This is a genomic window from Limnoglobus roseus (assembly GCF_008254045.1).
Lineage (GTDB): Bacteria > Planctomycetota > Planctomycetia > Gemmatales > Gemmataceae > Limnoglobus > Limnoglobus roseus.
The window spans coordinates 2,141,760-2,165,112 of sequence record NZ_CP042425.1; the positions used below are offsets into that span (position 1 = coordinate 2,141,760).

17 protein-coding genes are annotated in these 23,353 nt (G+C 67.7%); 10 read left to right on the forward strand and 7 right to left on the reverse strand.

Annotated elements, in window-relative coordinates; all coding sequences use genetic code 11:
* The first annotated feature begins 66 nt into the window (after positions 1-66).
* Positions 67-708, forward strand: coding sequence for an HAD-IA family hydrolase (locus PX52LOC_RS08940; RefSeq protein ID WP_168218877.1), 642 nt, complete (start codon positions 67-69; stop codon positions 706-708).
* Here PX52LOC_RS08940 and PX52LOC_RS08945 read toward each other — a convergent pair.
* The 3 genes from PX52LOC_RS08945 to PX52LOC_RS08955 form a co-directional block, all read right to left on the reverse strand.
* Positions 608-3,193 (reverse strand): WD40 repeat domain-containing protein, encoded by a 2,586-nt coding sequence (locus tag PX52LOC_RS08945; protein ID WP_149109771.1) that lies wholly within the window; start codon positions 3,191-3,193, stop codon positions 608-610. The genes PX52LOC_RS08940 and PX52LOC_RS08945 overlap by 101 nt on opposite strands.
* Position 3,194: 1 nt before the next feature.
* Positions 3,195-5,696 carry a WD40 repeat domain-containing protein gene (locus PX52LOC_RS08950; protein ID WP_149109772.1) on the reverse strand — a complete coding sequence of 834 codons (2,502 nt, stop codon included), beginning with the start codon at positions 5,694-5,696 and terminating at the stop codon, positions 3,195-3,197.
* A 62-nt stretch (positions 5,697-5,758) separates the two neighbouring features.
* Positions 5,759-6,076 (reverse strand): hypothetical protein, encoded by a 318-nt coding sequence (locus PX52LOC_RS08955; RefSeq protein WP_149109773.1) that lies wholly within the window; start codon positions 6,074-6,076, stop codon positions 5,759-5,761.
* 86 nt (positions 6,077-6,162) lie between these two features.
* Here PX52LOC_RS08955 and PX52LOC_RS08960 point away from each other — a divergent pair, with 86 nt between their 5' ends.
* Positions 6,163-7,572 (forward strand): DUF1501 domain-containing protein, encoded by a 1,410-nt coding sequence (locus PX52LOC_RS08960; protein ID WP_149109774.1) that lies wholly within the window; start codon positions 6,163-6,165, stop codon positions 7,570-7,572.
* The gene (locus PX52LOC_RS08965; RefSeq protein ID WP_246173679.1) at positions 7,569-8,057 is read left to right on the forward strand and encodes a hypothetical protein; all 489 of its coding nucleotides are present in this window, start codon (positions 7,569-7,571) and stop codon (positions 8,055-8,057) included. Before PX52LOC_RS08960 ends, PX52LOC_RS08965 begins: the two co-directional genes overlap by 4 nt.
* A 25-nt stretch (positions 8,058-8,082) precedes the next feature.
* On the opposite strand, the gene PX52LOC_RS08970 is transcribed toward PX52LOC_RS08965, so the two are convergent.
* From PX52LOC_RS08970 to PX52LOC_RS08980, 3 genes are all read right to left on the reverse strand, one after another.
* Positions 8,083-12,678 (reverse strand): PAS domain S-box protein, encoded by a 4,596-nt coding sequence (locus PX52LOC_RS08970; RefSeq protein WP_149109775.1) that lies wholly within the window; start codon positions 12,676-12,678, stop codon positions 8,083-8,085.
* A 165-nt stretch (positions 12,679-12,843) separates the two neighbouring features.
* The gene (locus tag PX52LOC_RS08975) at positions 12,844-13,701 is read right to left on the reverse strand and encodes an aldo/keto reductase family protein (RefSeq protein WP_149109776.1); all 858 of its coding nucleotides are present in this window, start codon (positions 13,699-13,701) and stop codon (positions 12,844-12,846) included.
* 154 nt (positions 13,702-13,855) lie between these two features.
* Positions 13,856-14,890 (reverse strand): phenylalanine--tRNA ligase subunit alpha, encoded by a 1,035-nt coding sequence (locus PX52LOC_RS08980; protein WP_149109777.1) that lies wholly within the window; start codon positions 14,888-14,890, stop codon positions 13,856-13,858.
* A 144-nt stretch (positions 14,891-15,034) separates the two neighbouring features.
* On the opposite strand from PX52LOC_RS08980, the gene PX52LOC_RS08985 reads away from it, so the two are divergent.
* Positions 15,035-15,772, forward strand: coding sequence for an alpha/beta hydrolase family esterase (locus tag PX52LOC_RS08985; RefSeq protein ID WP_149109778.1), 738 nt, complete (start codon positions 15,035-15,037; stop codon positions 15,770-15,772).
* Here the strand turns inward: PX52LOC_RS08985 and rnr are convergent.
* Positions 15,714-17,897 (reverse strand): ribonuclease R, encoded by a 2,184-nt coding sequence (gene rnr, locus PX52LOC_RS08990; RefSeq protein ID WP_149109779.1) that lies wholly within the window; start codon positions 17,895-17,897, stop codon positions 15,714-15,716. The two genes, PX52LOC_RS08985 and rnr, sit on opposite strands and share 59 nt — an antisense overlap.
* 92 nt (positions 17,898-17,989) lie before the next feature.
* On the opposite strand from rnr, the gene PX52LOC_RS08995 reads away from it, so the two are divergent.
* From PX52LOC_RS08995 to PX52LOC_RS09020, 6 genes are all read left to right on the forward strand, one after another.
* Positions 17,990-18,850, forward strand: coding sequence for an SMI1/KNR4 family protein (locus tag PX52LOC_RS08995; RefSeq protein ID WP_149109780.1), 861 nt, complete (start codon positions 17,990-17,992; stop codon positions 18,848-18,850).
* Positions 18,851-18,981: 131 nt separating this feature from the next.
* Positions 18,982-19,278, forward strand: coding sequence for a virulence factor (locus tag PX52LOC_RS09000; protein WP_168218878.1), 297 nt, complete (start codon positions 18,982-18,984; stop codon positions 19,276-19,278).
* Positions 19,279-19,284: 6 nt separating this feature from the next.
* Positions 19,285-20,121 (forward strand): hypothetical protein, encoded by an 837-nt coding sequence (locus PX52LOC_RS09005; protein ID WP_149109782.1) that lies wholly within the window; start codon positions 19,285-19,287, stop codon positions 20,119-20,121.
* Positions 20,122-20,200: 79 nt separating this feature from the next.
* A complete protein-coding gene (locus PX52LOC_RS09010; RefSeq protein ID WP_168218879.1) occupies positions 20,201-21,565 on the forward strand; it encodes a glycosyltransferase family 87 protein in 1,365 nt (454 codons plus the stop codon).
* A 57-nt stretch (positions 21,566-21,622) separates the two neighbouring features.
* On the forward strand, positions 21,623-22,174 hold the full coding sequence (locus PX52LOC_RS09015; protein ID WP_149109784.1) for a hypothetical protein: 552 nt from the start codon (positions 21,623-21,625) through the stop codon (positions 22,172-22,174).
* 91 nt (positions 22,175-22,265) lie between these two features.
* Positions 22,266-23,309 (forward strand): DUF1559 domain-containing protein, encoded by a 1,044-nt coding sequence (locus tag PX52LOC_RS09020; protein WP_149115451.1) that lies wholly within the window; start codon positions 22,266-22,268, stop codon positions 23,307-23,309.
* The last annotated feature ends 44 nt before the right edge of the window (positions 23,310-23,353 follow it).

Consider the following 23,353-nt stretch of genomic DNA (forward strand, 5'->3'; position numbering starts at 1 on the left):
GAGAAGAGTGTACACGACGAACGCGGGAGCTTCGAGGCGGAAAATGAAAAACGCGGGGGCCAGTCCATGACCTACCGACACGTCGTCTTCGACTTCGACGGCACGCTGGCCGACTCGCTGGCGAGCCTGATCGCCGCGTTCCGTCACGTCGCGCCGCAGTTTCGGCTGAACCCCTCCCTCGACCTCGCGACGGCCCGGCACATGCCGACGCGCGAACTGTTCAAGCAACTCGGCGTGAGCTTCTGGAAGCTGCCGCGACTGGTCCGCGCCCTCCAAGCTGAGACGGCAAAGGATGCGGGGCAACTGAAGCTGTTCGCGGGCGTGCCCGAGATGCTGACCGTCCTGGCCGACCGCGGCTGTCGACTCGGAATTCTGTCGTCGAACTGGGAGGACGCGATCCGGGCGTGCCTGCGGGCGAACGGCATCGAGGACCGCTTCGCGTTCATCGTCGGTTACCCGCGGCTGTTCGGTAAGGCGAAAGCCCTGCGGCGAATCTTGCGACGCGAGGCGATCCCGCGCGAGTCGTTGTTGTACGTCGGCGACGAACTCCGCGACGTGGAAGCGGCCCGCCGGGCGAAAGTGGCGTCGGCCGCGGTGACGTGGGGCTTCAACGCGGAAGCGCTGCTGGTGCAGGGGAACCCAACGTTCCTGGTGCGGACGCCGGCAGAACTGGTGGCGGCGATTGAACCGACAACCGAAGCCGATTGAGCGTCTCCTTCGCCTCGGTGGTCATCGTCGCGCCGTCGGCCCCGGCCGCCCACGACCGCAGTAATTCAATCGCGCTCGCCCGGCCGTCGGCACTCAGTTCCCGGTCGGTGGCGATGCGTTCCAGTACCTCGACGGCCCGGATCACTTTCACTTCGGCCGGCATCGGCCGGGTGGCGCTCTCCAGCAAGTCGGTCAGCCGTTCGCGAGCCTCCGGCGACGGAGTCGTCTTCAACAACGATTCCATCGCCGGCCGGACGCGGGTCGCGAGGGGACGAAGGTTCCGCGTCGCGTCCCGGCGATTGGCGAACACCGGCGAATCGAGGTCGCGCAGCCAGCGTTCGATGTTTGCCTCCGCGACCGGCACGGCCGGCCCGACCTTCGCCTGCAACAACGGCACGGCTACCTCCGGGACGTGCCCGAGTGCGACGATGGCGGCGAACGCCTTCTCCGCGTCCGGCCCGGCAAGTTCGTCCCACAGCCGGGCGGCCGTGAGCGCGTCGGGCGACGTGCGTGTGCCGCCGATGTCCCAGACACGGACGAAGCCGTCGGTGGTGCCGACCGCGAGTCGCCGGCCGTCGGGGGCGAAGCTGCCGCCGGTGACGGCCCAATCGGGTAAGGCTGGCAGTTGCCAGCGGACCTTGCCCGTCGCCGCCTCGGTCACGCCAACCGAGCCTTCCGTGGTGTCCTCGAACTCGTTATTCGCGGCGGTCAGAACCGTCCGCCCGTCGGCAGAGATGTCGAGTAACCGTTCGCCGGCCGCGACGGTGAACCGGCGGATCACCCGTCCGGTCGCGGGGTCGAGGACGGAAAGGTCTTGCGACGCGGCGGCCGTTGCGTCGGGAGTGATGGCTTGTGCGATCGCGGACCGCACGAGTCGGCCGTCGGGCGTGAACCGCCAATCGTCGTCCCGCGTCGGGAATGTCAGATCGCACCCGACCCGACCCGTCTCCAGGTCGAGCGTCCGCAGCACGTTCCGCGAGGGCTTGTCGGACTCGCCGAACTCCACCCACCACGCGAACCACCGGCCGGACGAAATCACGGCGTTCGCCCCGTTCTGGTTCGTGTCGATTCGTCGCGTGCGGTTGGTGGCCAGGTCCCAGATGAGCACGGCGTTGCCGACGTTGACGCCGACCCGTCGGGCGTCCTGGTAGAACCACACGGCCGACACGTCCGTCTCGGGCGGCAACGTCAGGGTGCGGGCCGGTTTGCCCGTGACCGTGTTTACCATCGTGACGCGGTTATCGCGCACGGAAATCAGCCACAGGCCGTCCGGCGAGAGGTTCCTCTCCGACAGCCCGCGTTGCGTCGGGAGCGGGCCGCCGCGGCCGGTCGCCATTTGCCACCGTCGCCAGGTCGAGACCGGCCCGCCGTCCACGATGGAGAACGTGCTCTGAAGGCCGCTCAATCGGTCGGTGCCGTGGAAGAGGAACCGCGTGCAGTTCGCCTGTTCGTCGGCGGATTGAGGCCGCTTCTGGCCGGTCGCGATGTCCCAGGCGGTGACAACGCCGTCGCAGACGGAACCGCCGTTTGAACCGCACAGCAGCGTGCGGCCGTCGGGGGTCAGGGCGAGGGCTTCGACGAACGACTCGGCCGAGTTGGTCATTGCCGGCATCTTGCGCACCAGTCGCCCGGTCGCCGCGTCGAACACCTGCCACGTTCCCCGGGTCAGTTCCATCGTGAGAAGCTGATCGTCGTTCAGGCCGACGACGTGGTCGAACGTCTGATCGCCGACCCTCCACTTCTTCCGCTCGCCGGTGAGCAGGTTCAGCGATTCGAGGCTGTTGTCTTCCAGTATCGCCGACAGTCGATTGCCGTCGGGCGAGAGGGTGAACTCGCGCGTCGCCGGCCGGGGCTTGAACCGGGCGAGTTCGCGGCCGGTGAGGCAATCGAACGTGTGAACGGTGCCCTTGTTGACCTTCACCGCCAACCGCCGACCGTTCGCGGAAAACACCACTTCTTCCGCATTGCCGCTGCCGCGGGGCAGCAGGACGCGGTTCACGTCGCGGCCGGTCTGCGTGTCGAACAGCCGGACCCGCCGCCCAATGGGGATGGCCAAAAGCGTGCCGTCGGGGCTGATCGCGGCCGCTTCGCCGACGTCCAACTTTAAGAGCGCGGTGTGGACCGGGTGAGGGGATCGAAAGTCGAAGTGCTGAACGACCAGCCCCCTCAGCGAGTCGATTCGGAACGCCACGAAGTGATCGCCGCGAAACCCTTCGGCGTAGGTCAGCGAGAAGTTTCCCTCTTGGTCGCCGGGCATCATCCACGCAAGTCGGCCGGTCGCGAAGTCGTACACCCGCGTTGGCGCGGACCCGGCGACGGCGACGTACTTGCCGTTGGCAGAGACGGTGATATGCGTGATCGCGCCCGGGTAGCGGAAGCGGTCCGACCCGAGCTTCGACAACAACTTCGGCTCGAACGGCTCGGCACGACCGCCGGCGGCCGCCAGCAGCAGAATCGCGAACGTGCTGGCCATCACGCGGAGCATGTTACTTCATCCTGCCTAACGCGGTCCGGGCCTCTTGCGTTTGCCGCGAACCCTCGGCCCCGGCGGCGAGTGCCTTCACGATCGCCTTCGCGTCGGCCGTGCCGAGCCATTCTAGCGCTTCCATGGCCCGGATGGTGCGGACCGCTTCCGGCGTCGGTTTGGCGGAGGCCGTGAGCAGCTTCTCGATCCGCTGCCGGGCCTCGGCCGATTCCGTCGCTTCCAGGGTTCGCTTCAGTTCCGGCACGGCCAGTTCGCCGAAGGTCTGCAATTCCTTCACGGCCTGTTGCCGGTCGACGAAGGCGGGGGCGTCGAGCTTGCCGATCCACTTCGCCAGCACGCCGGGGTCCGGCGGGGTGGTCGGCGACAACTTCTGCTTGAGGAACGCGGCCGCCTCGACGGGCGTCAGCACCATCCGCCGGGCGGCGTGGTAGGCCGACATCGCATCGGGCTTGGCGAGGGCGGCCCAGGCGGCTTCCCACTCGGGCGGGGCGGACAACGGGTGAAAGGTAACGCCGCCGGCGATGTCCCAGAGGATGACCGGCCAACCGGGGCCGGCCGCCGCCAGCGTTCGGCCGTCGCCGGCGAGCGCGATGCCGTGCAGGTCGTCCTTCGGTGCCGGCAATCTCGCCCGCAGTTGCCCGGTGAGCAACTCGTAGATTCGCAGTTCGCTACTCATGTGCCACGCGACGGTGCGGCCGTCCGACGACAGGGCCAACCGTAGGTCTTCCCCCTTCGCCATCGGGCCGAGTCGCAGCAACTCCGTGCCCGCCTCCGGGTCGACGACGATCAGGTTCTTCTCCAGGTTGCTCTGTCGGCTGTTCGTGATGAAGGCGAAGGCCAACCGCCGGCCGTCGGGCGAGATCGCCATGCGGTCGAGTGGACCGCGGATCGGAAATTCCCGGACCGGGCGGTTCGTGGTCAGCGAGTAGACCTCGACGTACCGCGCGTCGCTGACGGAGTCATACCCCTCGGTGGCGGCGGTCCGGCCGTCGGCGGAAATCACCGCCGCGGTGCCGGCCCCGCGGTCTTTGAACCGGCTGCGGATCAGCGTGCTGGTGCGGGTGGGCACGTCGAAGCGGGTCAGCCCGTCGTTGTGGGCGGCGACAGCGGTGCGGCCGTCGGCCGAGAGGGCCGCGAGGGAATGGGCCGACGAGCCGGCGACATCGACGGTGAACGTGGCCGCGGTGCCGCCGTCTGGCCCGGAAACCGAAGCCTCCGTCTCCAACAGAGAAAGCATCTGCCGACGGTCGGCGGCCAGCCCCACGACTGTTCCCTTGCCGACCGGCCGGAGCAGGTGCGTCTGCGGCTTGCGGTCCTTCCAGACGGCCCAGCCGTTCCACCCCCGCAGGCGGCCGACGAGCGTGCCGTCGGCGTCGAACCGCAGTTGGTCAGGTAGCCCCGGCAGGTCGGCGGTGACGGCCGACGGCGTCGGCGGGCCGCTCGCGGGCACGTCGTAAACGAGCACGGCGTCATCCAGCACCACCACGATCCGCTTCCCGTCCGGCGACAGGGTGGCTTTGTCCGCCTTCGGCAGCGAGAACTCGCACTCCCGCTTGCCGGTCGTCACGTTCCAGATACTCGCGGACTCGTCCGGCCCGGCGAGGAACAGGCGGCGGCCGTCGGGCGTGAAGCCGAGGGCCTTCCGCTGTTTGTCGAAGCGGTGGAGAACCTTTCCCGACGCGACCGCCCAGACGTAGACGTGGTCGTGCGGCCCGGAGGCCGCGAGGAACCGGCCGTCCGGCGACGGGCTCGCTTCCGAGGCGGCCCACTTGTCTCGCTCGCCGTTGGGGCTTGCGAGGGTGAGGAGCGGTTCGCCCGTCTTGGCGTCGTGGACGGTGGTTGTGCCGAGGGAACCGGGGACGAGCAACTTCGCGCCGTCGGCCAAGAACCTCGGGGCGTGCTCGAGTTTTTCGCCGCCGGTCCGCGTCCACCGTTGCTCGCCGGTCTTGGCGTCGTACACGGTGACGGTCTTGTTCCACACGACCGCTACGGCCGTCGCCCGGGAATCGAACTCGGCCTCGCTCACGTCGGTGATGTTGACGGCGTCATCGGAGGCGACTTTCCCCGTGCTCGGGTCGAACCGCATGACGAAGTACGAAGCCTTGTCACCGACGTTGCGACTGTGGAAGAGCACGAGTCGGCCGTCGTCGAACAGGCGGCCGCACTTGATGTCGCGGGCGGGGTACTCGTGGTGGTGCAAGGTCTTGCCGGTCGTCGGATCGTACCACCATAGGTCATCGCGACCGGCGGCGACGATCAGCCGTTGGCCGTTCGGCGAGAACTGCAAGCCGTTGGAGTAATCCGACCGCGACCGCATCCGCGACGAGCCGAGGCGGGCGAACGCCCCCGGCGGCAGCGGCCGCCCGGCCGCGGGATCGCCGAAGGGTTCGGTGGGTTTGGGATCTCGTAAGCCACCGCCTTCGGTGATGTCGTCAGCCTTCTGAGCCGACGCGAGGGGGGTGAAGAGGCCGAGGCACATGGCCGTGACGAGCAATCGCCGCATCCGTCGCCCTCCCTGGGACGACTGCCATTAGACACCAGCCGCCGGGCGAAGGCGAGGGGAAGTCAGTCGAGTTGGAACCACTCGGACGACGACGCCTCGGCCTTCGAGTAGTGGTCGTCGCGGTCCACCGGATGGAAGTCGACGCCGTGGGCCGTCAGGTCGGCAGCGATCGCGTCGGCGACGTTCGGCTGAATCATGTACTGTCGCGACACGCGGCCGGCCTCTTCTTCGAACTCGACCGCCTCGGAGTAGACGCCCTCGTAGTCGTCCGGTCGGTTGCGGAGGATGTGCGTCCAGAAGGCGTAGAGCCGCGACTTGAACGCCGATTCGGATTCGTCCGCGCGGCCGAGGAGCGTGAGGCAGAGGTAGTAGTCGTGCATGAAGACGTTATAGGAGCGTTGGTTCCCGCTGGTTCCCGGCCGACGGAAGTGGTACGCTGATAGCACCCACCCGACGGAGCCATCCGATGGCACATGTTCCCGCGTTCCGCTCTCGCCGCGACTTCCTGCAACTGGCCGGCGGCGGCTTCGGGGCACTCGCTTTCTCCGCGATGATGGCCGAGGCCGCCGAGAGCAAGGCCGACCCGCTCGCGCCGAAGACGCCGCACTTCCCCGCGAAGGCGAAGTCGGTCATCTTCCTGTTCATGGAAGGCGGGCCGAGCCACATCGACCTGTTTGACCCGAAGCCGGAACTCACGAAGCGGCACGGCCAGAAACTGCCCGACAGCTTCGGCAAGGTCATCACGCCGATGGGCACCGGTGGCAACACGCTCCTCGCCAGCAAGCGGAAGTTCACGAAGGCCGGGAAGTGCGGCCACGACTTCTCCGACTGGCTGCCCGAGATGGCGAAGACGGCCGACGACTGGGCGATCATGCGGGCGTGTTGGGCCGACGGCCTCAACCACGTCGGGAGCGTCTGCCAGATGAACACCGGCAGCGTCCTTGCCGGCAAGCCGAGCCTCGGCAGTTGGGCGCTCTACGGCCTCGGCAGCGAGAACAAGAACCTGCCCGGCTTTGTCGTCTTCACCGAGGGCACTGGCGAAGTCTTCGGCGGCGCCCGCAACTGGGGCACCGGCTTCATGCCGCCGACGTACCAGGGCACGCACTTCCGCGGCGGTTCCAGCCCGATCTTGAACCTGAAGACGCCGGAAGAAGTCGGCGAGAAGCGGCAGCGGGCGAAACTCGACCTGATCGGCGACCTGAACGAGATCCACAAGAAGGCCCGTCCCGGCGACACCGATCTCGACGCCCGGCAGGCGGCCTACGAACTCGCCTTCCGCATGCAGACAGCCGCCCCGGAAGCGGTCGATCTGTCGAAGGAATCCGAGCAGACGAAAGAGCAGTACGGCCTGAACCGGAAGGAGACGGCCGAGTTCGGCCACCGCTGCCTGCTCGCCCGCCGGCTGGTGGAACGCGGCGTGCGATTCGTGCAAGTCTACTGCGGCCCCGGCAGTCAGTGGGACGCCCACAGCGACATCGAGGGCAACCACACCCGCCTCTGCAAACGCGCCGACGGGCCGACCGCCGCGCTGCTCAAAGACTTGAAGCAGCGCGGCCTGCTCGACAGCACACTCGTCATCTGGGGTGGCGAGTTCGGCCGCACGCCGATGAGCGAGGGGACGACCGGCCGCGACCACAACCCCTACGGCTTCTCGATGCTCATGGCCGGCGGCGGCGTCAAGGCCGGTACGGTCTACGGCACGACCGACGACTTCGGCCTGAAGGGCGTGGACGGCAAGGCCCACGTCGCCGACTTCCACGCGACGATTCTGCACCTGCTCGGCTTCGACCACGAGAAGCTGACGTACCGCCTGAACGGCCTCGACCAGCGGATCACCGGCGTCACCGGCCACGTCGTGAAGGAAGTGGTAGCGTGACGTTCGACCCCACGAGTTACGGCCCCGCTGTCGCCGCGATCCTCGGCGACGGCGCACGCCTGATGCCCCTCGGCCCCGGCACGCCGAACGAGGCGGTGCGGGCGAAATTGGCGGCCGTCGAACTGCCGAATGCGTGCCACGCGGGGTTGTGGCTCTACCACGATTTCCTCGACGACTCGCACACCATCAGCCAGGACATCTCTACCAGCACCGGCAGCTTCTGGCACGCCGTCATGCACCGCCGCGAACCGGACGCCTTCAACAGCAAGTACTGGTGGCGGAAGGTTGGCTCGCACCCGGTCCTGAAGCAACTCGTCGAACAGGCTCCGTCCGTGGGCTACGATTACACCACTCCCCAGGATTTCGTGGACTTCTGCGAGCGCGTCCGCGGCACTGGCACGCCGGGCGAGGACATCGCCAAGCGGGTTCAACTCCTCGAATGGCAACTCCTGTTCGACCACGGCTTCCGAGCCGCCGGCGGCTAGTCGGAATTTTTCGCGCCTCCGGCGGCTACGTCGCGCTCACTTCGCCGAGGATGCGGTCGATTTCACCGGGGTCGGCGGGCTTCGTCAGGTGGTAGTCGAACCCGGCCGCGCGGGACCGCCGACGGTCCTCGTCCTGGCCCCATCCGGTCAGGGCCGCCAGCGCCACGCCCTCGAGTTCCGTGCTCGCCCGGATGCGGCGGGCGACTTCGTACCCGGTCATCCCTGGCAGCCCGATGTCGAGCACGACCAGGCGTGGGCGGTACGACCCCAGCACTCGCAGGGCGTCCGGCCCGTCGTGCGCCACCCGCACCTCGTGCCCCTTCATTTCCAACAACATCGCCAGACTTACGGCCGCGTCCACGTTGTCGTCCACCACAAGCACGCGCAGCCGCGCCGCCGCCGGGGTTTCTTCCGGCGGGCCGGTGGAGGGCAACGGCGTGGCCGCGTCCGCAAGGGGCAGGCGGACGACGAACGTGCTGCCCCGACCCGGCCCCGGGCTCTCGGCGGACACCGACCCGCCGTGCATTTCGACCAGTCGCTTGACCAGCGTCAGCCCGATCCCCAGCCCGCCCTGCGACCGCTCCAGGCTGGTCCCCACCTGCGTGAACATCTCGAACACCTTGGGCAGCATTTCGGCCGTGATGCCGACGCCCGTGTCCGCCACCCGAACTTCCGCGTGCCCGTCCGCCCGCCGCGCCGACACGGCGATCCGCCCGCCGTGCGGGGTGTACTTGGCGGCGTTGCTCAGCAGGTTGGCCAGCACTTGTACCAGCCGCGTCTTGTCTGCGTCGAACACCAGTGGCTCGGCCGGGAGGTCCACGGCCAGTTCGTGCCCGCCCGCTTCGACCGTCTGCCGGGTCGATTCCACCGCCGCGTCGACCACCGCCCGCAGTTCCACCCGTTCCTTCCGAAGAACCACCTTGCCACTCGATACCCGGGCCACGTCCATCAGGTCGTCCACGAGGTGCACCATGTGCCCGAGTTGGCGGTCCATCATGGAGAGCGTCTTGCCCGTCCGGTCATCGCCCGGGAGCGTCGCCCGGAGAATCTGCACGCCGTTCCGCACGGGGGCCAGCGGGTTGCGGAGTTCGTGCGCGAGCGTGGCCAGGAACTCGTCCTTCCGCCGGTCCTGGTCCTGGAGCGTCCGGTACAGCGAGGCGTTCTCGATGGCCGTCGTCACCCGCACCGCCAGTTCCTGGGCGATCAGCAACTCCTCCCGGCCGTACCGGCGGCGGGCCGAGGCACTGAGGAAGGTCATCCCCCCGATCACCCGGCCGCGGGACAGGAGCGGCACCGCCAGGTACGACTCGATGCCCCAGCCCCGCAACTGTTCGATCCGGTCCGGCCCCTGGCGGGCGGTCGCGGGGTCCAGTGCCGCCACGTCGGGCACCAGTTCCGGCTCACCCGTTTTGAGCACGTGCGGAACGCCGACGGCCGTCTCCGCCGCCCCCGGGGACGCGGCTGTCGCCGCCTCGACGCCGTTGACGGCCAACCGCCGCCGGTTCCCGGCATCGTCCAGTACGTCGACCACGCACCAGTCCGCGAACCGGCCGACGGCCAGGTTGGCGATCCGGTGGAGGGTGCTCTCGTAGTCCACCAACTCCGCCAACGACGCGCTGGCGTCCGACAGGAACCGGACCGCCTCGGCGGCGGCCATCGCCTCGCTCGCCGCCTTCTGCTCCCGCACTTCGGCCAGTTTCCGGTCGGTGATGTCCAGGGTGACGCCCGTCATCCCCGCGGGCTCCCCGTCCGGGGCGTACGACGCGCGCCCCCGGACGAGCACCCAGTGCTGGCTCCCGTCGGGCCATACCGTCCGGTACTCGGTGTCGTAGTCGGTCCGCGTCTCGACGGCGGCCCGGACCGCCGCCCGCACACGGTCGAGGTCATCCGGGTGGACCGCGGCCCAGAGGTCTTCGTGCGTAAACGAGTCGTCGGGCCTTCGCCCGTAGTTCGCCTTGCACCCGTCCGAGCAGTTCATCACCTGTGTCCGCAGGTCGAGGGTCCACTGACCGAGTTTGGCCGCCGCCACCGCCACCCGCAGTCGCTCCTCGCTCGCCCGCAGCCCCTCCTCCGCCCGCCGGCGGGCGGTCAGGTCGACCCCGTGCACGAGGATGCCGGTTACCGCCCCGGTCGCGTCCCGCATCGCCTGGTAGACGAAATCGATGAACCGCTCCTCCGGGGGGCGGCCGTCGCCTGGTTCTAACGTCACCCGGGCGTCGGTGCCGACGAACGCTTCGCCGGTCCGGTAGACGTGGTCGAGGAGGTCGATGTACCCTTGCCCGACGACCTCGGGGAGCGCGTCCCGGACCCCCTTCCCGACCAGCTTGCGGCCGCTCACGAGCTGGTCGTACCGGGCGTTGACCAGCTCGAACACGTGGTCCGGCCCGCGGAGAACCCCCATGAACGACGGGGCGTGCTGGAACACCTCGGCCAGCCGCGCCTCGCTCGCGCGGACGGCGTCCTCGGCCTGTTTGCGGGCCGTGATGTCGTTGAACAGGACGCCGACCCGGCCGGGGCCGACCCGGAACGCCGACACGTCGAACCACCGCCCGAGGTCCTCCACGCGGTCGGTCCGCCGCACCGGCTCGCCGGTGGCCGCGACCCGCGCGTACGCCTCGATCCAGTGCGATTCGTGGGTGGGCATCACCTCCCGGGCCGTCTTGCCGACGATGTCCCGCAGGCCGGTGTGGAATTCGAGGGCCGGGTTAGCGAGCAGGTACCGGTAGTCCACCGCTCGGCCCGTACCGTCGAGTATCGGCTCGACGACGCAGTACCCCTCGTCCATCGACTCGAACAGAGCCCGGAACCGCTCCTCGCTCGCGCGGAGCCGCCGTTCGGCCTCCCGCTGGCGCGTGATGTCCACCAGCACGCCGGCCCACCCCACCGGCTTGCCCGCGGTGTCGCGGTCGACGACACCGCGGGCGAGAACCCACCGCTCTCCTGCCGGCCCGGCCACCCGGTACTCGCTGTGGAACGGGGAATCGGTTTCGAGGGTGTGGCGGATCTCCGTGCCGACCCGCTCGCGGTCGTCGGGGTGGATGGCCGTCAGGAAGTCCTGCACGGGGGCCGAACTGCGGTCGTCGGCGAGCACGCCGAAGATGGCGACAAAGTTCCGGTCCCCGGTCACGCGGTCCCCGGCGATGTCCCAGTAGTACGTGCCGACTTCGCCCGCTTGCAGGGCCGTCTCGCTCCGCCGGCGGGCCTCGGCCAAGGCCCGCTCGCCGGCCCTCATGCGGGTCATGTCGCGGGCGATCTTCGACGCGCCGATGAGGTGCCCCGCGGCGTCGCGGATCGGCGAGACCGTCAGGGAGATGTCGACCAGGCTGCCGCTCTTGGTTACCCGGATCGTCTCGAAGTGGTCGATCCGCTCGCCCCGGCGGAGCCGCTCGAGGATGCCCCGCTCTTCGTCGAGCCGGTCCGGCGGGATGATCAGGGTGATGTGCCGGCCGACGGCCTCGACGGCCGGGTAGCCGAACACCCGCTCCGCCCCGGCGTTCCAGGACTCGATCGTGCCGTCGAGGGTCTTGCCGATGACGGCGTCGTCCGACGACTCGACGATCGCCGCGAGCCGGGCTTGAGTCGCCTCCGCCCGCTTCTTCTCGGTGATGTCGCGGAACACCAGCACCGCCCCGCTGACCGCCCCGCCGGAGCGGATCGGCGCGGCCGAATCGTCGATCGGCACCTCCGTGCCGTCTTTGGCGATGAGGATGGTATGATTGGCCAGGCCGACGATCAGCCCCTCGTTCAACGCGCGAATGGCGGGGTTCTCGACGGCCGCGCGGCTTGACTCGTTGACGATGTGAAACACCCGGTTGAGCGGCACGCCCCGGGCTTCGGCCTGCGGCCATCCGGTGAGCCGCTCCGCGATCGGGTTGAGGAAGGTGACGTTGCCCGCCGCGTCCGTGGCGATGACCGCGTCCCCGATGCTCGACAGCGTTGCCGACAGTAACTCCCGCTGCTCGGCCACTCGCTGGTTGTCGCGGGTCCGGGCCCGCGCGGTCCGCGCGAGGGTCAGGACGAGTAGCCCCACGGCGACGAGCCCAACGCCGGCGGCGGCGATCCCGTAGAAGATCGCGCTGCGGTACGCCTCCTGGGCCGCGTCCTCTCGCTTCGCGAGCCGCTCCCGCTCGACACGGTCCATCTTCGTAAGCGTATCGAGTAGCGGATCGACGAAACTCCGGGACCCCCGGTCGCGGGAGAGGGCGACGACGGCGTCGTGCCCCCCGGGGCCGCCCCGGAGTTTCACCACCCCGTCGAACGCGGCGATCCCCGTCTCGATTTCCCCGCGTGCGGCCGCGACGAGGGGCTGCTGGTCTGGGTCGTCGGCCGTCTGCTCCGCGAGCCGGACGGCGTCGGCCTGAAGGCGGGCGGCGGATGCCTCGTAGGGCTTGATCGTCTCTGGGAACCCGGTGACGAGGTACACCCGCAGGTCGGCTTGCACGCGCACGGTATCGAACCGAACGGCGTGAATGTCGTCGATCAGCTCCCGGCTCCGGGTGACCCGGTCGGCGTTATCCCAAAGGCGGCGGATGTTGACGAACGAGGTGGCGGCGATTCCCACCATGAGCACCGCAAGTAGTCCGATTCCGAAATCCGCACCGCGATCAAACCCGTATCGCATGTCCAGCCCTTCGTTCCTCTTGAACCGCCTACCATCCGTCCGAGACGCGACGGCGTAACCACCTGCGTTGGCGGGCGATGCGAAATCGTCGGGTTATTCTACCGGGTGCGGTGCGATCGGATCGGGTACCGAGGGGATGGCGGCGCGACGGTACCCGGCCGCCGGTCACTGTTTCGCGAGCAAGGATTCGATTGCCGCAACGTCCTCGGCTGCGAGTTGAAAGTCGAGTACCTCAAGATCGGCCTTCATGTGCCCCGCGTCGGTCGTCCCCGTCAGGGGTACCATCCCGACGTCGAGGGCGAATCGAAAAACGACTTGTGCGGGCGTGCGGCCGAGGCGGGCGGCCGTCTTGCCGACCCGCGGGTGTTCCAGCACGCCGCGGTTGGCGGTGAGCAGGGAGAACCCCTGGTAGACGATGCCGTTCGCCGTGCAGAACGCGCGAACGGCGCGGTCCCAACCGTGGACGGCGTAGCACCGATTTTGCACGAACGCGGGCTTCACGCGGGCACCTTCGAAGAGAACCCGGAGTTGCTCCAGGCTCACGTTACTGACGCCGAGGTAGCGTGCCCCGCCGCGCTCGTGGATCGACTCCATCGCCTGCCACGCTTCCCAGTCGAGGGCGAGAAATTGGTCTCGCGTCGTCGGCCCGTGTAGGACGTACGAGTCCACGAACGAGAGCTTGAGGTGATCGAGCGAGCTGGCGAACGACTGCTCGACCTGTGTGGCGATCGGAGCCTTGGGGTCGTAGGGGAGGCGGTGATCCTGCCCGTTTAAAAACGTGAACTTGGTCTGGACGAACAATTCCTCGCGCCGCACGTCGCCACTATTGAGGGCCGCTTCGATAGCCTCGCCGACGGCCGCCTCGTGGTAGTGCCGCCGCTGGTTGGCGGTGTCGATCCCGCGGAAGCCGGCCTGGAGGGCGAGTGCGGTCAGTCGCCGGGTCTCGTTCTCCTTCCACGCCGTGCCGTAGAGAAACGGAGGGATCGACAGTCCGCCTTCCGATTTTGCTCTCGTGCTCGACATCGAACTCTCCGGTTTCGCGGGTCGACGTGAACGAACCGATCGGAACGCTGGCGAAGGGGTGAGAGCGTTTTTGGCGAGCCGAGCACCGTGAGGTGCCGGGTGAATGGCGTTGTGATTCACCCGGCACCTCACGGTGCTCGGCTCGCCGGATCTTTTAGAACTGCCCCAGGAACCGCAGGTCGTTCTGCCAGAAGAGGCGGATGTCGTCGATCGCATGCTTGAGCATGAGCATCCGCTGCGGGCCCATGCCGAAGGCGAAGCCGGTGACTTTGTCCGGGTCGTACCCGCCGTTGCGGAGGACGGTCGGATGGACCATGCCGGCTCCCAGAATTTCCAGCCAGCCGGTGCCCTTCGTCAAGCGGTCGCGGTTCGGGTCGTCGGCCGGCCAGTCGATGTCCACCTCGATCGACGGCTCCGTGAACGGGAAGTAACTGCTGCGAATCCGCACTTGCCGTTCCGGGCCGAACATCCGGCGGGCGAAGGCCGTGATCGTGCCCTTCAGGTCGGCCATCGTTACGCCCTCGCCGATCACCAGCCCCTCGACTTGCAGGAACTGGATTTCGCTGCGGGTGCTGATCGCCTCGTTCCGGTAGCACATGCCCGGCAGGATCACGCGGATCGGCTTCGGGCACTGCTCCCGCATGACGTGGATCTGCCCCGGCGACGTGTGCGTGCGGAGGATCGCGCCGGGCGTGGTCGTGAAGAACGTGTCCCACATGTCGCGGGCCGGGTGGTGCGGCGGCATGTTCAGCAGTTCGAAGTTCAATTCGTCCGACTCGACTTCCCGCGAGCGGTAAATCTGGAAGCCGAGGTCGCCGAAGATGCGGTAGATGTCGCGGAGGATTTGCGTGGCCGGGTGCAACCGCCCCCGCGGCGGCGTGCGGCCGGGCAGCGTCACGTCGAGGCCGGGGCCGGACAAGCTGGCTTGCAGGGCGACCTCCTTCGCCGCGTCCAGGGCCGTCGCGTAGGCCGATTCGAGGGCCACCTTGACGCGGTTGGCCTCCTGTCCGAACGTGGCCCGTTGATCCTTCGCTACCTTGCCGATGCCGGCGAGGGCAGCCTTCACCAGTCCCTTGTCGCCGAAGAACTTGGTGTTCCACCCGCGCAGGGCGGGTTCGTCCGCGCAGGCGGCAAGCTCGCTCAGCCCCTGGGATTCCAGCGTTTTCAGTTCAGCGACGGCGTCCGACATGGCGAGAATGTTCCTACGGTGGAAGGTCGTTCCAGGTGAGGATACGGGCGGTTTCCCCCAACGGACACGCCGCCGGGCGGAAGGTTCCGATGAAACCTTCGGCCGCGGGCGGGGTTACTTCTCTCAACCGTGTGAGGACGGCCGATGACCCGCTTGTTGCCGCTCGCCTTGCTCTGCTTCCCCGTAGCCCTCCGCGCCGCCGACCCGAAGGCGGGCGAGTTCCCGGACGAGACGCTGACTGTTGGCGCACTGAAGCGCGAGTACCGGCTCGTGGTGCCGAAGGCGGTGGACCTCGCGAAGCCGGCCCCGTTGGTGATCGCCTTCCACGGCATGGGGATCGACAGCAAAGACACGATGCCGAAGTACACGAAGCTGAACGACACGGCCGAGAAGCACAAGTTCATCGTCGCCTACCCGAACGCCATCGACCGCACTTGGGGCTTGCGGCCGGAGAAGGTGACGGCCGATCTTGCGTTCTTCGACGCACTCTTGAAGGAGTTGCAGGGCCGGTACAAGATCGACGCGAACCGCATCTACGTTCTCGGTATGTCGAACGGCGGGTACTTCGCGCACCTCGTCGGCAAGGAGCGGTCGAAGGTCGTGGCGGCCGTGGCGTCGCACTCGGGGCTGCTCGGCATGCAGACCATCCTCGGCATCAAGGCCGACCGCAAGTTCCCGGTGCTGATCGTCCACGGCGACAAAGATCGGCTGCAACCGATCGACTGGGCACGCGACAACCGCACGCGGTACGAGAAGGAAGGGCACGAGGTGAAGTACGTCGAACTCGCCGGCCACGGCCACACGTGGGCGACGAAGGACGACGTTAACGAGACGATCTGGGCGTTCTTCGCGGACCATCCTCTCGACGCGAAGAAGAAGTAGGCGGCCCCTCGCCGGCCAGCCGGAAGTCGAGCATCCGCCGTTGCACGTCCACGCGGGCCACCTCCACCCGCACGCGGTCGCCGAGGCGGTACCGCTTCTTGCGACGGCTGCCTTCCAGCGAGTGCGACGCCTCGTCGTGGTTGTAGTAATCGTCAGTCAGGCTGGAAATGTGGACCAGCCCCTCGGCCGGGAACTTCTCCGCTTGCGCGAAGAAGCCGTAGTCGGCCACGCCGGTGATGACGGCGTCGAGTTGCTCGCCGAGCCGCGTGCTGAGGTATTGCAACAGCTTTAGCTTCACCAGCTCGCGTTCGGCCGTCTCCGCGCGCCGTTCCATCCGCGAGCAATGATCGCCGAGCATCCGCATCTCGCCGATGTCGGCACTCACTTTCTTCAGGCGAATCCAGCGGTCGAGCAGCCGGTGGACGACCAAGTCCGGGTAGCGGCGGATCGGCGACGTGAAGTGGCAGTAGTGCTGGCTGGCGAGCGCGTAGTGCTCGTCCTGAATCGGCGAGTACGTGGCCTGTTTCAAGCTGCGGAGCAGGGCGTAGTGGATGGCCGCCCGCTCGGGCTTGTCGGCCGTGAGGCGGAGCAACCGCTGAAGTTCGAAGCGATCCTGCGCCCGCTTCATCGGGTAGCCGAGGATGCGGGCGAAGTCGGCGAAGGCTTCGAGTTTTTCCTCCTTCGGGGCCGGGTGGACCCGCCGCAGGAACGGCACGCCGAGCGTCGTCAGGTGTTCCGCAACGGCCTCGTTCGCCGCGAGCATGAACTCCTCGATCACCTGATGGCTCTCGTCGTTCACTGCGAAGTGTGCCCCGTTCACCCGGCCGTCGGCGTCGTACTCAAGGACGGCTTCCGGCATCGACAGTTCCAGCGAGCCGCGCTTGAACCGCTTCTTCCGCATCAGCGCCGCCAGGTCGCGCATCCGCCGGAGCATCGCGAGAACGTCCGGGGCAAGGTCCGTCGGCGGTTCTGCCTTGCCGTCGAACGAGTTGATGACCGCCTGCACTTCCTCGTAGTGGAATCGCTTCCGCGGGCGGATCACGCCGTTGCCGAATTCGACGTGCCCCTTCTGCATCGCCTGCGTGAACTCCATCCGCACGGTCTTCACGTACCGCAGCTTCCCCTCCTGCAAGCTCGCGAGGCCGTTGGAGATCACCTCCGGGAACATCGGGATGACCTTGCGGGGAAGGTAAATGCTCGTCGCCCGTTTCTTCGCTTCCGCATCCAGCGGCCCGCCGAGCGGGGCGAAGTGGGCCACGTCGGCGATGTGGACGGTCAGCACCCAGTTCTTCGTCTTCGGGTCGATCTCCACGCTCACGGCGTCGTCGAAGTCGCGGGCGTCCTTCGGGTCGATCGTCACCACGAGATCGTTCGTGAAGTCGGTGCGGGTGCCGACCTCCTCGCGGAACTTGTCGGCCTGCGACCGGGCTTCGTCGAGCGCCTCCTTCGGGAACTCTTCCGGCAGGCCGAAGGCGCGAACAATCGTGAGCAGGTCCACGCCCGGCTGATCGAGCGGCCCGAGGACTTCGGTGATGACCCCTTCGCCGCGGTCGTGGGCGGTGGGGAACTTCAGCATGTCGATGACGACCTTGTCCTGCGGCTTCGCCCCCTTCGCACCGGGGTCGCCGACCAGAATGCTATGGCTGAAGGCGGTGCCGTCCACGCGCACGAAGGCCTCGCCCTCGCGCTCGAAGTAGGTGCCGACGAAGGTGCGGGTGGCCCGCGTGACGACGCGGATGATTTCGCCGGCCGCGTCCCGCGACTGGCTGGCCCGGCGGGTGAGTTTGACCATCACCTCGTCGCCGGTGCTGGCGTCCTTCTCGCGGCCCTCGCGGATGAAGATGTCGCTCACCAGATGCCCGTCGGCGGCGTGCGGCCGGACGAACCCGTTGCCGTTCTGCACGCGGCGGTAGACGCCGACGACGGAGCCGAACTGATCGGCCGGCCGCAGGTGGTTGTTCTTCCCCTGTTCGATGCGGCCGTCCTTGACGAGCGACTTGAGCGTCTTGCGGAACTCCGGGTACGCGGCCTCGCCGACCGCGAGCTTCTTCGCGAGTTGCTTCGGCTTGAGCGGCGTGTACCCCTTGCGGGCGAGTTCGGCGAGGATGAGCGTGGTGAAGTCCATGAGGGGATGGTAGCGGACGGACGAGCGGCTGTCGCGGGGAAGGAGCGGATGGTATAATCGCGGCTTATTCCGATTCGTGATAAGGGTGAGAGATGAAGTGGCGAAAGTTGCTCGATGACAGTCTGCCCCCGGCCGCCGAGCGGGAGTACGGTGAGCGGTACAAGTTCGGCCGGCCGGCTTCGGAGAAGCAACTCGCCACCGCCGAGCGGACGCTCGGAGTTCGTCTTCCCGACGACGTTCGGGAAATGCTCTCCGAGTTCAACGGCGTATGGTACACCACGACCGCCGGGCGGGCACACGGCCACGCCCCAAACATCCAGTTCCTGGACACGAAGTATTTGTCGGTGAATGTTCCGAATCATCTCGCTGATTACGAGCCGTCACCCCCGCGGTACGCTCTGAGGAGGGTCGTCTTCGTCGCGCAGTCGAACGGGTTCGGCGACCTCTGGGGGGTGTGCGCATCGGACGTGGGCCGGCACAAGGCCGGCACGGTCGTGCGATTGGGTCACGAGGTCGGCCAGTTGGAAGCGTGTCAGCCGTCCTTGGCTGCGTTCATCCGCGGCGGATTGTTCGGCGTCGATACGGAATTCGTCAAACGGTTGGCGAAGCAGGGCCGACCGCCTTCCAATCTGGCCGCACTCCGCGCCCGCGGTCGTCAACCTTCGTTCGCCCACTGGAAGGGGACAATTTCGCCGGAACTGATCGTCCAATGCGAGGACGCCGTGACTCGACTAGCCGCCCGACTCGTTGCACTCGGTCCGAATCCCACGAAGAGGCAGGTCCGGGGGGCCATCAACGGCGGCATCAAACGGTTCGACGAGTTGCAATGGATCAAGGGCGACCCCTGGATCGGTCTTCCCGAACAGAAGGACATCTGCGACGCGCTCCACGAGTTAATCGACCTGACCGGTTTCGAGGCGTCGGAAGAGTGGACGGAGATCAGGGATTGGTGAGTTCGGGCAAACTTCGCCTGCACGGCCGAATGAACCTTGAGGCAGTTCTCATGGCAACAGTAACCGCCCGCGATGTCCGACCGAGTTCTATTCGCCCCGGCCTTCCTGCCTCCTTCAAACGGGAGACGACCGTGTACGCGGTCGCCTTCGACATGGACATCGAGCAACTCCGTATCCACTACGGCGACCCGTACAATAATGCCTACCTCGAAATCCGCCGCGTGCTGGAACGGCATCAGTTCCAGTGGCAGCAGGGCAGCGTGTACTTCGGCGGGCCGGACGTCACGGCCGCGACGGTGATGGTGGCCGTCATCGACCTGACGGCGCAACTGCCGTGGTTCGCAGCCGCCGTGCGGGACATTCGCATGCTCCGCATTGAGGAAATGAACGACCTGATGCCGGTCGTCCAGCGCATCGCTAACGGGTGAATCCTCATGTCCACCGACGACGACTCCAACCCCCTCGGGCCGGCCGTGCGACTGGTGCGGGCGGCCGTCGAACTCGGCGGGCGGGCGACCGACGCCGGTGACGCGGCCGGGGCTTACGACCTCTTCGCGTGTGCCGCCCGGTTGGTGCGGCGGGTGCGGGGGCTGAGCGAGGTTGCTGACTTCCGGCTGGAACGGGCACTCGACGAGGCCGAGGCGGATTCCGACCCGGACGTGATCCGCGAGGCGTTCGAGTCATTGTTGCCCGATGACGATGAGCCGCCGGCGGTCCCGGACGACCCGCTGGCGGCCGTGCAGCGGTTCATTCAGATGGCCATCTCCATCGGCGCGCCGGCGTACAACCTCGACGACCGCCAGGGGTGTTACGACGTGTACTCTTGCACCGCCCGCATGATCCTGGCCACCCTGACCGGGGCCGACGCCGCCCGCACGCGGCTGCGGGAAGCTCTCGACGTGTGCGACACCCTCGACGATTCCGACAAGCAAGCTTGGGCGATGCGGCACGGCTTCGACGCGGTGCTGGAGATGGGCGGCCCGACCGGCCCCGCGTTGGCCCCGAGCGAAGTCCGGCAGTTGTTGGCCGCGGCCATCTCCATCGGCGCGCCGGCCTTCAACCTCGGCGACAGCCGCGGGTGCTACGAGGTCTACGGCTGCACCGCCCGCCTGCTCGTCAACAGCGTCTCCGTTCCGGACGAGATCAAGGCTCGCCTCCGCAAAGCCCTGGAAGAAGCCGCCGTTCTGCCGGAGGTGGCCCGGCAAGCGTGGGTTATGCGGCACGCCTTCGACGCCGTCCTCGGCGGTTCTACTTCGGAACCTGAGGAATAGCATCCGGCTTCACTTCCCCTTGCCGCCGCTTCTCGGCATCCGCTAGACTGCCGGGCTGTTGCCCGCAAGGATGCCGCTGATGCCCGAAGTTACGCCGTCGATTCGCACGCCGTTCCGCTGGCCGTTCGTGCCCGCGAAGAACCCCGCGGCCCTGTTGCGGCTGGTCTTCGGCCTGTCGGTCGCCGTGATCGTCCTGCTCACGGCCGTGCGGTACTACGCGAAGGCCGAGAAGCCGAGCCGCCTCGGCGACCTGACGCGCACGGCGTTCCTCCGCTGGCGGCCGCAGATTCAAGCCCTCGACAGCGGCACGAACATCTACGCCGCGTTCAACTACCCGAACCCGCCGATCATGGCCCTCATCCTCTACCCGCTCGCGGAACTGCCGCCGCTGGTCGGGGCGATGACGTGGTTCGCGCTCAAGGTCGTGATGGCCCTCGCGATGGTCGCCTGGGCCTTCTCCTTAATTCGGAATTCGGAATTCGGAATTCGGAATGAAATACCCGACTGGGCGAAGGCCGTGGCCGTCGTGCTGGCGTTACACCCGATCCTCGGCGACCTCGCACACGGCAACGTGAACCTGCTGATCGCGTTCCTGGTGACGGCGGCGCTGGCGTTGTTCTGCCGGCGGTGGGACTTCTCGGCCGGCGTCGTGCTGGCGTTGGCCATCGCGTGCAAGGTCACACCGGCGCTGTTCGTGCCGTACTTCGTCTGGAAGCGGGCGTGGCGGTCGCTCCTCGGCGTGGTCGCGGGGCTGGCCCTGTGGCTGGCCGTCGTGCCGGGGGCGGTGCTGGGGTGGGAGTACAACCAGACACTGCTGACGAGTTGGTACGTGCAGATGGTGAAGCCGTTCGTCGTGGACGGCAAGGTGACGACGGAACACCCGAACCAGTCGATCCCCGGCGTCGTCTTCCGGCTGCTGACGGCCGAGCCGTCGTTCGTTGATTACGACGACGACGAGGGGAAGCAGTTCGCCACCGGCTTCAATAACTTCGCGAGCCTGTCGCCGGATGGGGCCCAGGCGATCGTGAAGTCGCTGATGGTCGTCTTTGCTGCGGCGGTCGTGCTGTTCTGCCGTTGGCCGACGCACCGGGCCGACGTGCCGCGGGCGGGGCCGATGCTCGCCGCCGAGTTCTCGCTGATCCTCCTCGGCATGTTGCTGTTCAGCGAGCGGACGTGGAAGCACCACGCTGTCACACTGATCGTGCCGTTCGCGGCGCTGGCGTGGGCTGCGACGAGTACCGCCGTCGCCGGGCGGGACCGCATCGTCCTCCGGTGTCTGTACACCACCGTCGGCCTGCTGATGCTCGTACCGAGTCTGCTGCCAGAACACCTGCAAGATCTGTCGATGGTCTACGGCTGTTACACGGCCGCCTACGCGCTCACGGCCGTCGGCGTCGCGTACCTGCTCGCCACGACCCGCAAAATCCTCACGCCGGCCACTTGATTCGCGGACGCACTCCGTAGGATGCCACGGACGGACTCCTCCCACCGTGGCACCCCGATGGACCGCCCGCGCCAATCCTGGTCGCGACTCACCACCCGGCACCTGCTGCCGGCGCTGCTGGTGTTGGCCCAGGTCATGACGGCGGTTGGCTTTCCCACCTTCTCAAAACCCTCGGCCCGCAAAACCGCCTGCGGCGACACGAACTGCGGCTGCCAGGCGAAAGCCGGCAGCGCATCGGCGGCGTGCTGTTGCTCCACCGCGGCGAAACTCATCACCGTCGGCGAGCCGGAATCGTGCTGCGCGAAGCCGAAGAAGACGGCCGAGTCGTGCTGTTCCAAGAAGACCGCCGCGAAGCCGTGCTGTGAGGCGAAGAAGAAGCCCGAGGATGACCGGCCGCAGGTGCTGTGGGTCGCCGGCATGTTTGCCCGCAGTTGTAAGGGCGAACACGGGCCGACGGGAATGCCCGTCCCGGAACCGGCCGTGCCGCCGCTTCAACCCGCCGCCCCCGCGTTCGTCGAACCGGCGTCCGATGCCGTGCTCGCGTCGAACGTGAAGTCCCCGTCCCTTCCCGCGATTCCCCCCGACCCGCCGCCGCGGCACGTTGGCTGACCCTTCCTGAGCGTTTCCAAACCTCGCGCAGACGGTGCGTTTCGCGCCGTTGGTCCGCCATCACCTACCCGCACCTGGGGAATCTCTTTCCATGTTCCGAACCCGCTCCGATCGCCGCACCCGGCGACGCGGCTTTACGTTGATTGAACTGCTCGTCGTCATCGCCATCATCGCCATCCTCATCGGCCTGCTCCTGCCGGCCGTGCAGAAGGTCCGCGAGTCGGCGGCCCGATTGAAGTGTGCGAACAACCTCAAGCAGTTGGGCCTGGCCCTCCACGGCTACGAGGCGGTGAACAAGAACTTCCCGCCTGGCCGGGCCGCGTACCCGCTGGTCGTGTCCGCGCAGGGGCGCATTCTCGGGTACATCGAACAGGACAACGTCGGCCGTAGTCTCGACGTGAACTTGGTGCCGATGTACAACTCGAACCCGACCACTTACCCGCTCACGGCCGGGAACTACCAGGCGTCGATCACGCCGGTGAAGCTGTTCGTCTGCCCGAGCGACCCGATGAACGGGCTGAACCCGACCGCGTTCGCCACGCAGCCGTCCGGGGCGGTTTCGACCACCGACGTGTACGCCGGTACGAACTACGTGACGTGCATCGGCAGCGGCGACGGCAGCACGGACAACACCGGCACCTGGTGGGGTCAGTACAAGACCAGCGACGGGATGTTCGGCCAGACGCCAGTGACGATCGCCGGCGTGATTGACGGCCTGTCGAACACGGCCGCGTTCAGCGAGAGCACGATGGGGACCGGGGAACCGGACTCCACCGGGGCGACGCCGCCGACGAGTGCGGCCCGCCAGGTGTTGACCCTGACCGGCAGTACCGTGACCAGCGACGCCAACTGTGCCGCCGGCGGCACGTGGTCGAACATGCGCGGGGCGAAGTGGATCAACGGCCACTACGCCGACGCGAACTACAACCACCACCTGCTGCCGAACGACACGCGGTGGGATTGCAGCAACGCCTCGCACAACCCCGGTCAGGCCGCCGCCCGCAGCTTCCACACCGGCGGCGTGAGCGTGCTCTTGGGCGACGGTTCCGTGCGCTTCGTCCGCAACACCATCGACGCCGTCACGTGGCGGGCACTCGCCACCCGCGCGGGCGGTGAAGTGAGCGGGGATTATTGATCGCGCCGTAAGCCCGGGGTCGGCCGACCCCGGGCTTTCTGTAC

Coding starts and splice junctions, on each gene's coding strand:
- PX52LOC_RS08940 (WP_168218877.1), top strand. CDS start 67: ATGACCTACCGACACGTCGTCTTCGACTTCGACGGCACGCTGGCCGAC.
- PX52LOC_RS08945 (WP_149109771.1), bottom strand. CDS start 3,193: ATGCTCCGCGTGATGGCCAGCACGTTCGCGATTCTGCTGCTGGCGGCC.
- PX52LOC_RS08950 (WP_149109772.1), bottom strand. CDS start 5,696: ATGCGGCGATTGCTCGTCACGGCCATGTGCCTCGGCCTCTTCACCCCC.
- PX52LOC_RS08955 (WP_149109773.1), bottom strand. CDS start 6,076: ATGCACGACTACTACCTCTGCCTCACGCTCCTCGGCCGCGCGGACGAA.
- PX52LOC_RS08960 (WP_149109774.1), top strand. CDS start 6,163: ATGGCACATGTTCCCGCGTTCCGCTCTCGCCGCGACTTCCTGCAACTG.
- PX52LOC_RS08970 (WP_149109775.1), bottom strand. CDS start 12,678: ATGCGATACGGGTTTGATCGCGGTGCGGATTTCGGAATCGGACTACTT.
- PX52LOC_RS08975 (WP_149109776.1), bottom strand. CDS start 13,701: ATGTCGAGCACGAGAGCAAAATCGGAAGGCGGACTGTCGATCCCTCCG.
- PX52LOC_RS08980 (WP_149109777.1), bottom strand. CDS start 14,890: ATGTCGGACGCCGTCGCTGAACTGAAAACGCTGGAATCCCAGGGGCTG.
- PX52LOC_RS08985 (WP_149109778.1), top strand. CDS start 15,035: ATGACCCGCTTGTTGCCGCTCGCCTTGCTCTGCTTCCCCGTAGCCCTC.
- rnr (WP_149109779.1), bottom strand. CDS start 17,897: ATGGACTTCACCACGCTCATCCTCGCCGAACTCGCCCGCAAGGGGTAC.
- PX52LOC_RS08995 (WP_149109780.1), top strand. CDS start 17,990: ATGAAGTGGCGAAAGTTGCTCGATGACAGTCTGCCCCCGGCCGCCGAG.
- PX52LOC_RS09005 (WP_149109782.1), top strand. CDS start 19,285: ATGTCCACCGACGACGACTCCAACCCCCTCGGGCCGGCCGTGCGACTG.
- PX52LOC_RS09010 (WP_168218879.1), top strand. CDS start 20,201: ATGCCCGAAGTTACGCCGTCGATTCGCACGCCGTTCCGCTGGCCGTTC.
- PX52LOC_RS09015 (WP_149109784.1), top strand. CDS start 21,623: ATGGACCGCCCGCGCCAATCCTGGTCGCGACTCACCACCCGGCACCTG.
- PX52LOC_RS09020 (WP_149115451.1), top strand. CDS start 22,266: ATGTTCCGAACCCGCTCCGATCGCCGCACCCGGCGACGCGGCTTTACG.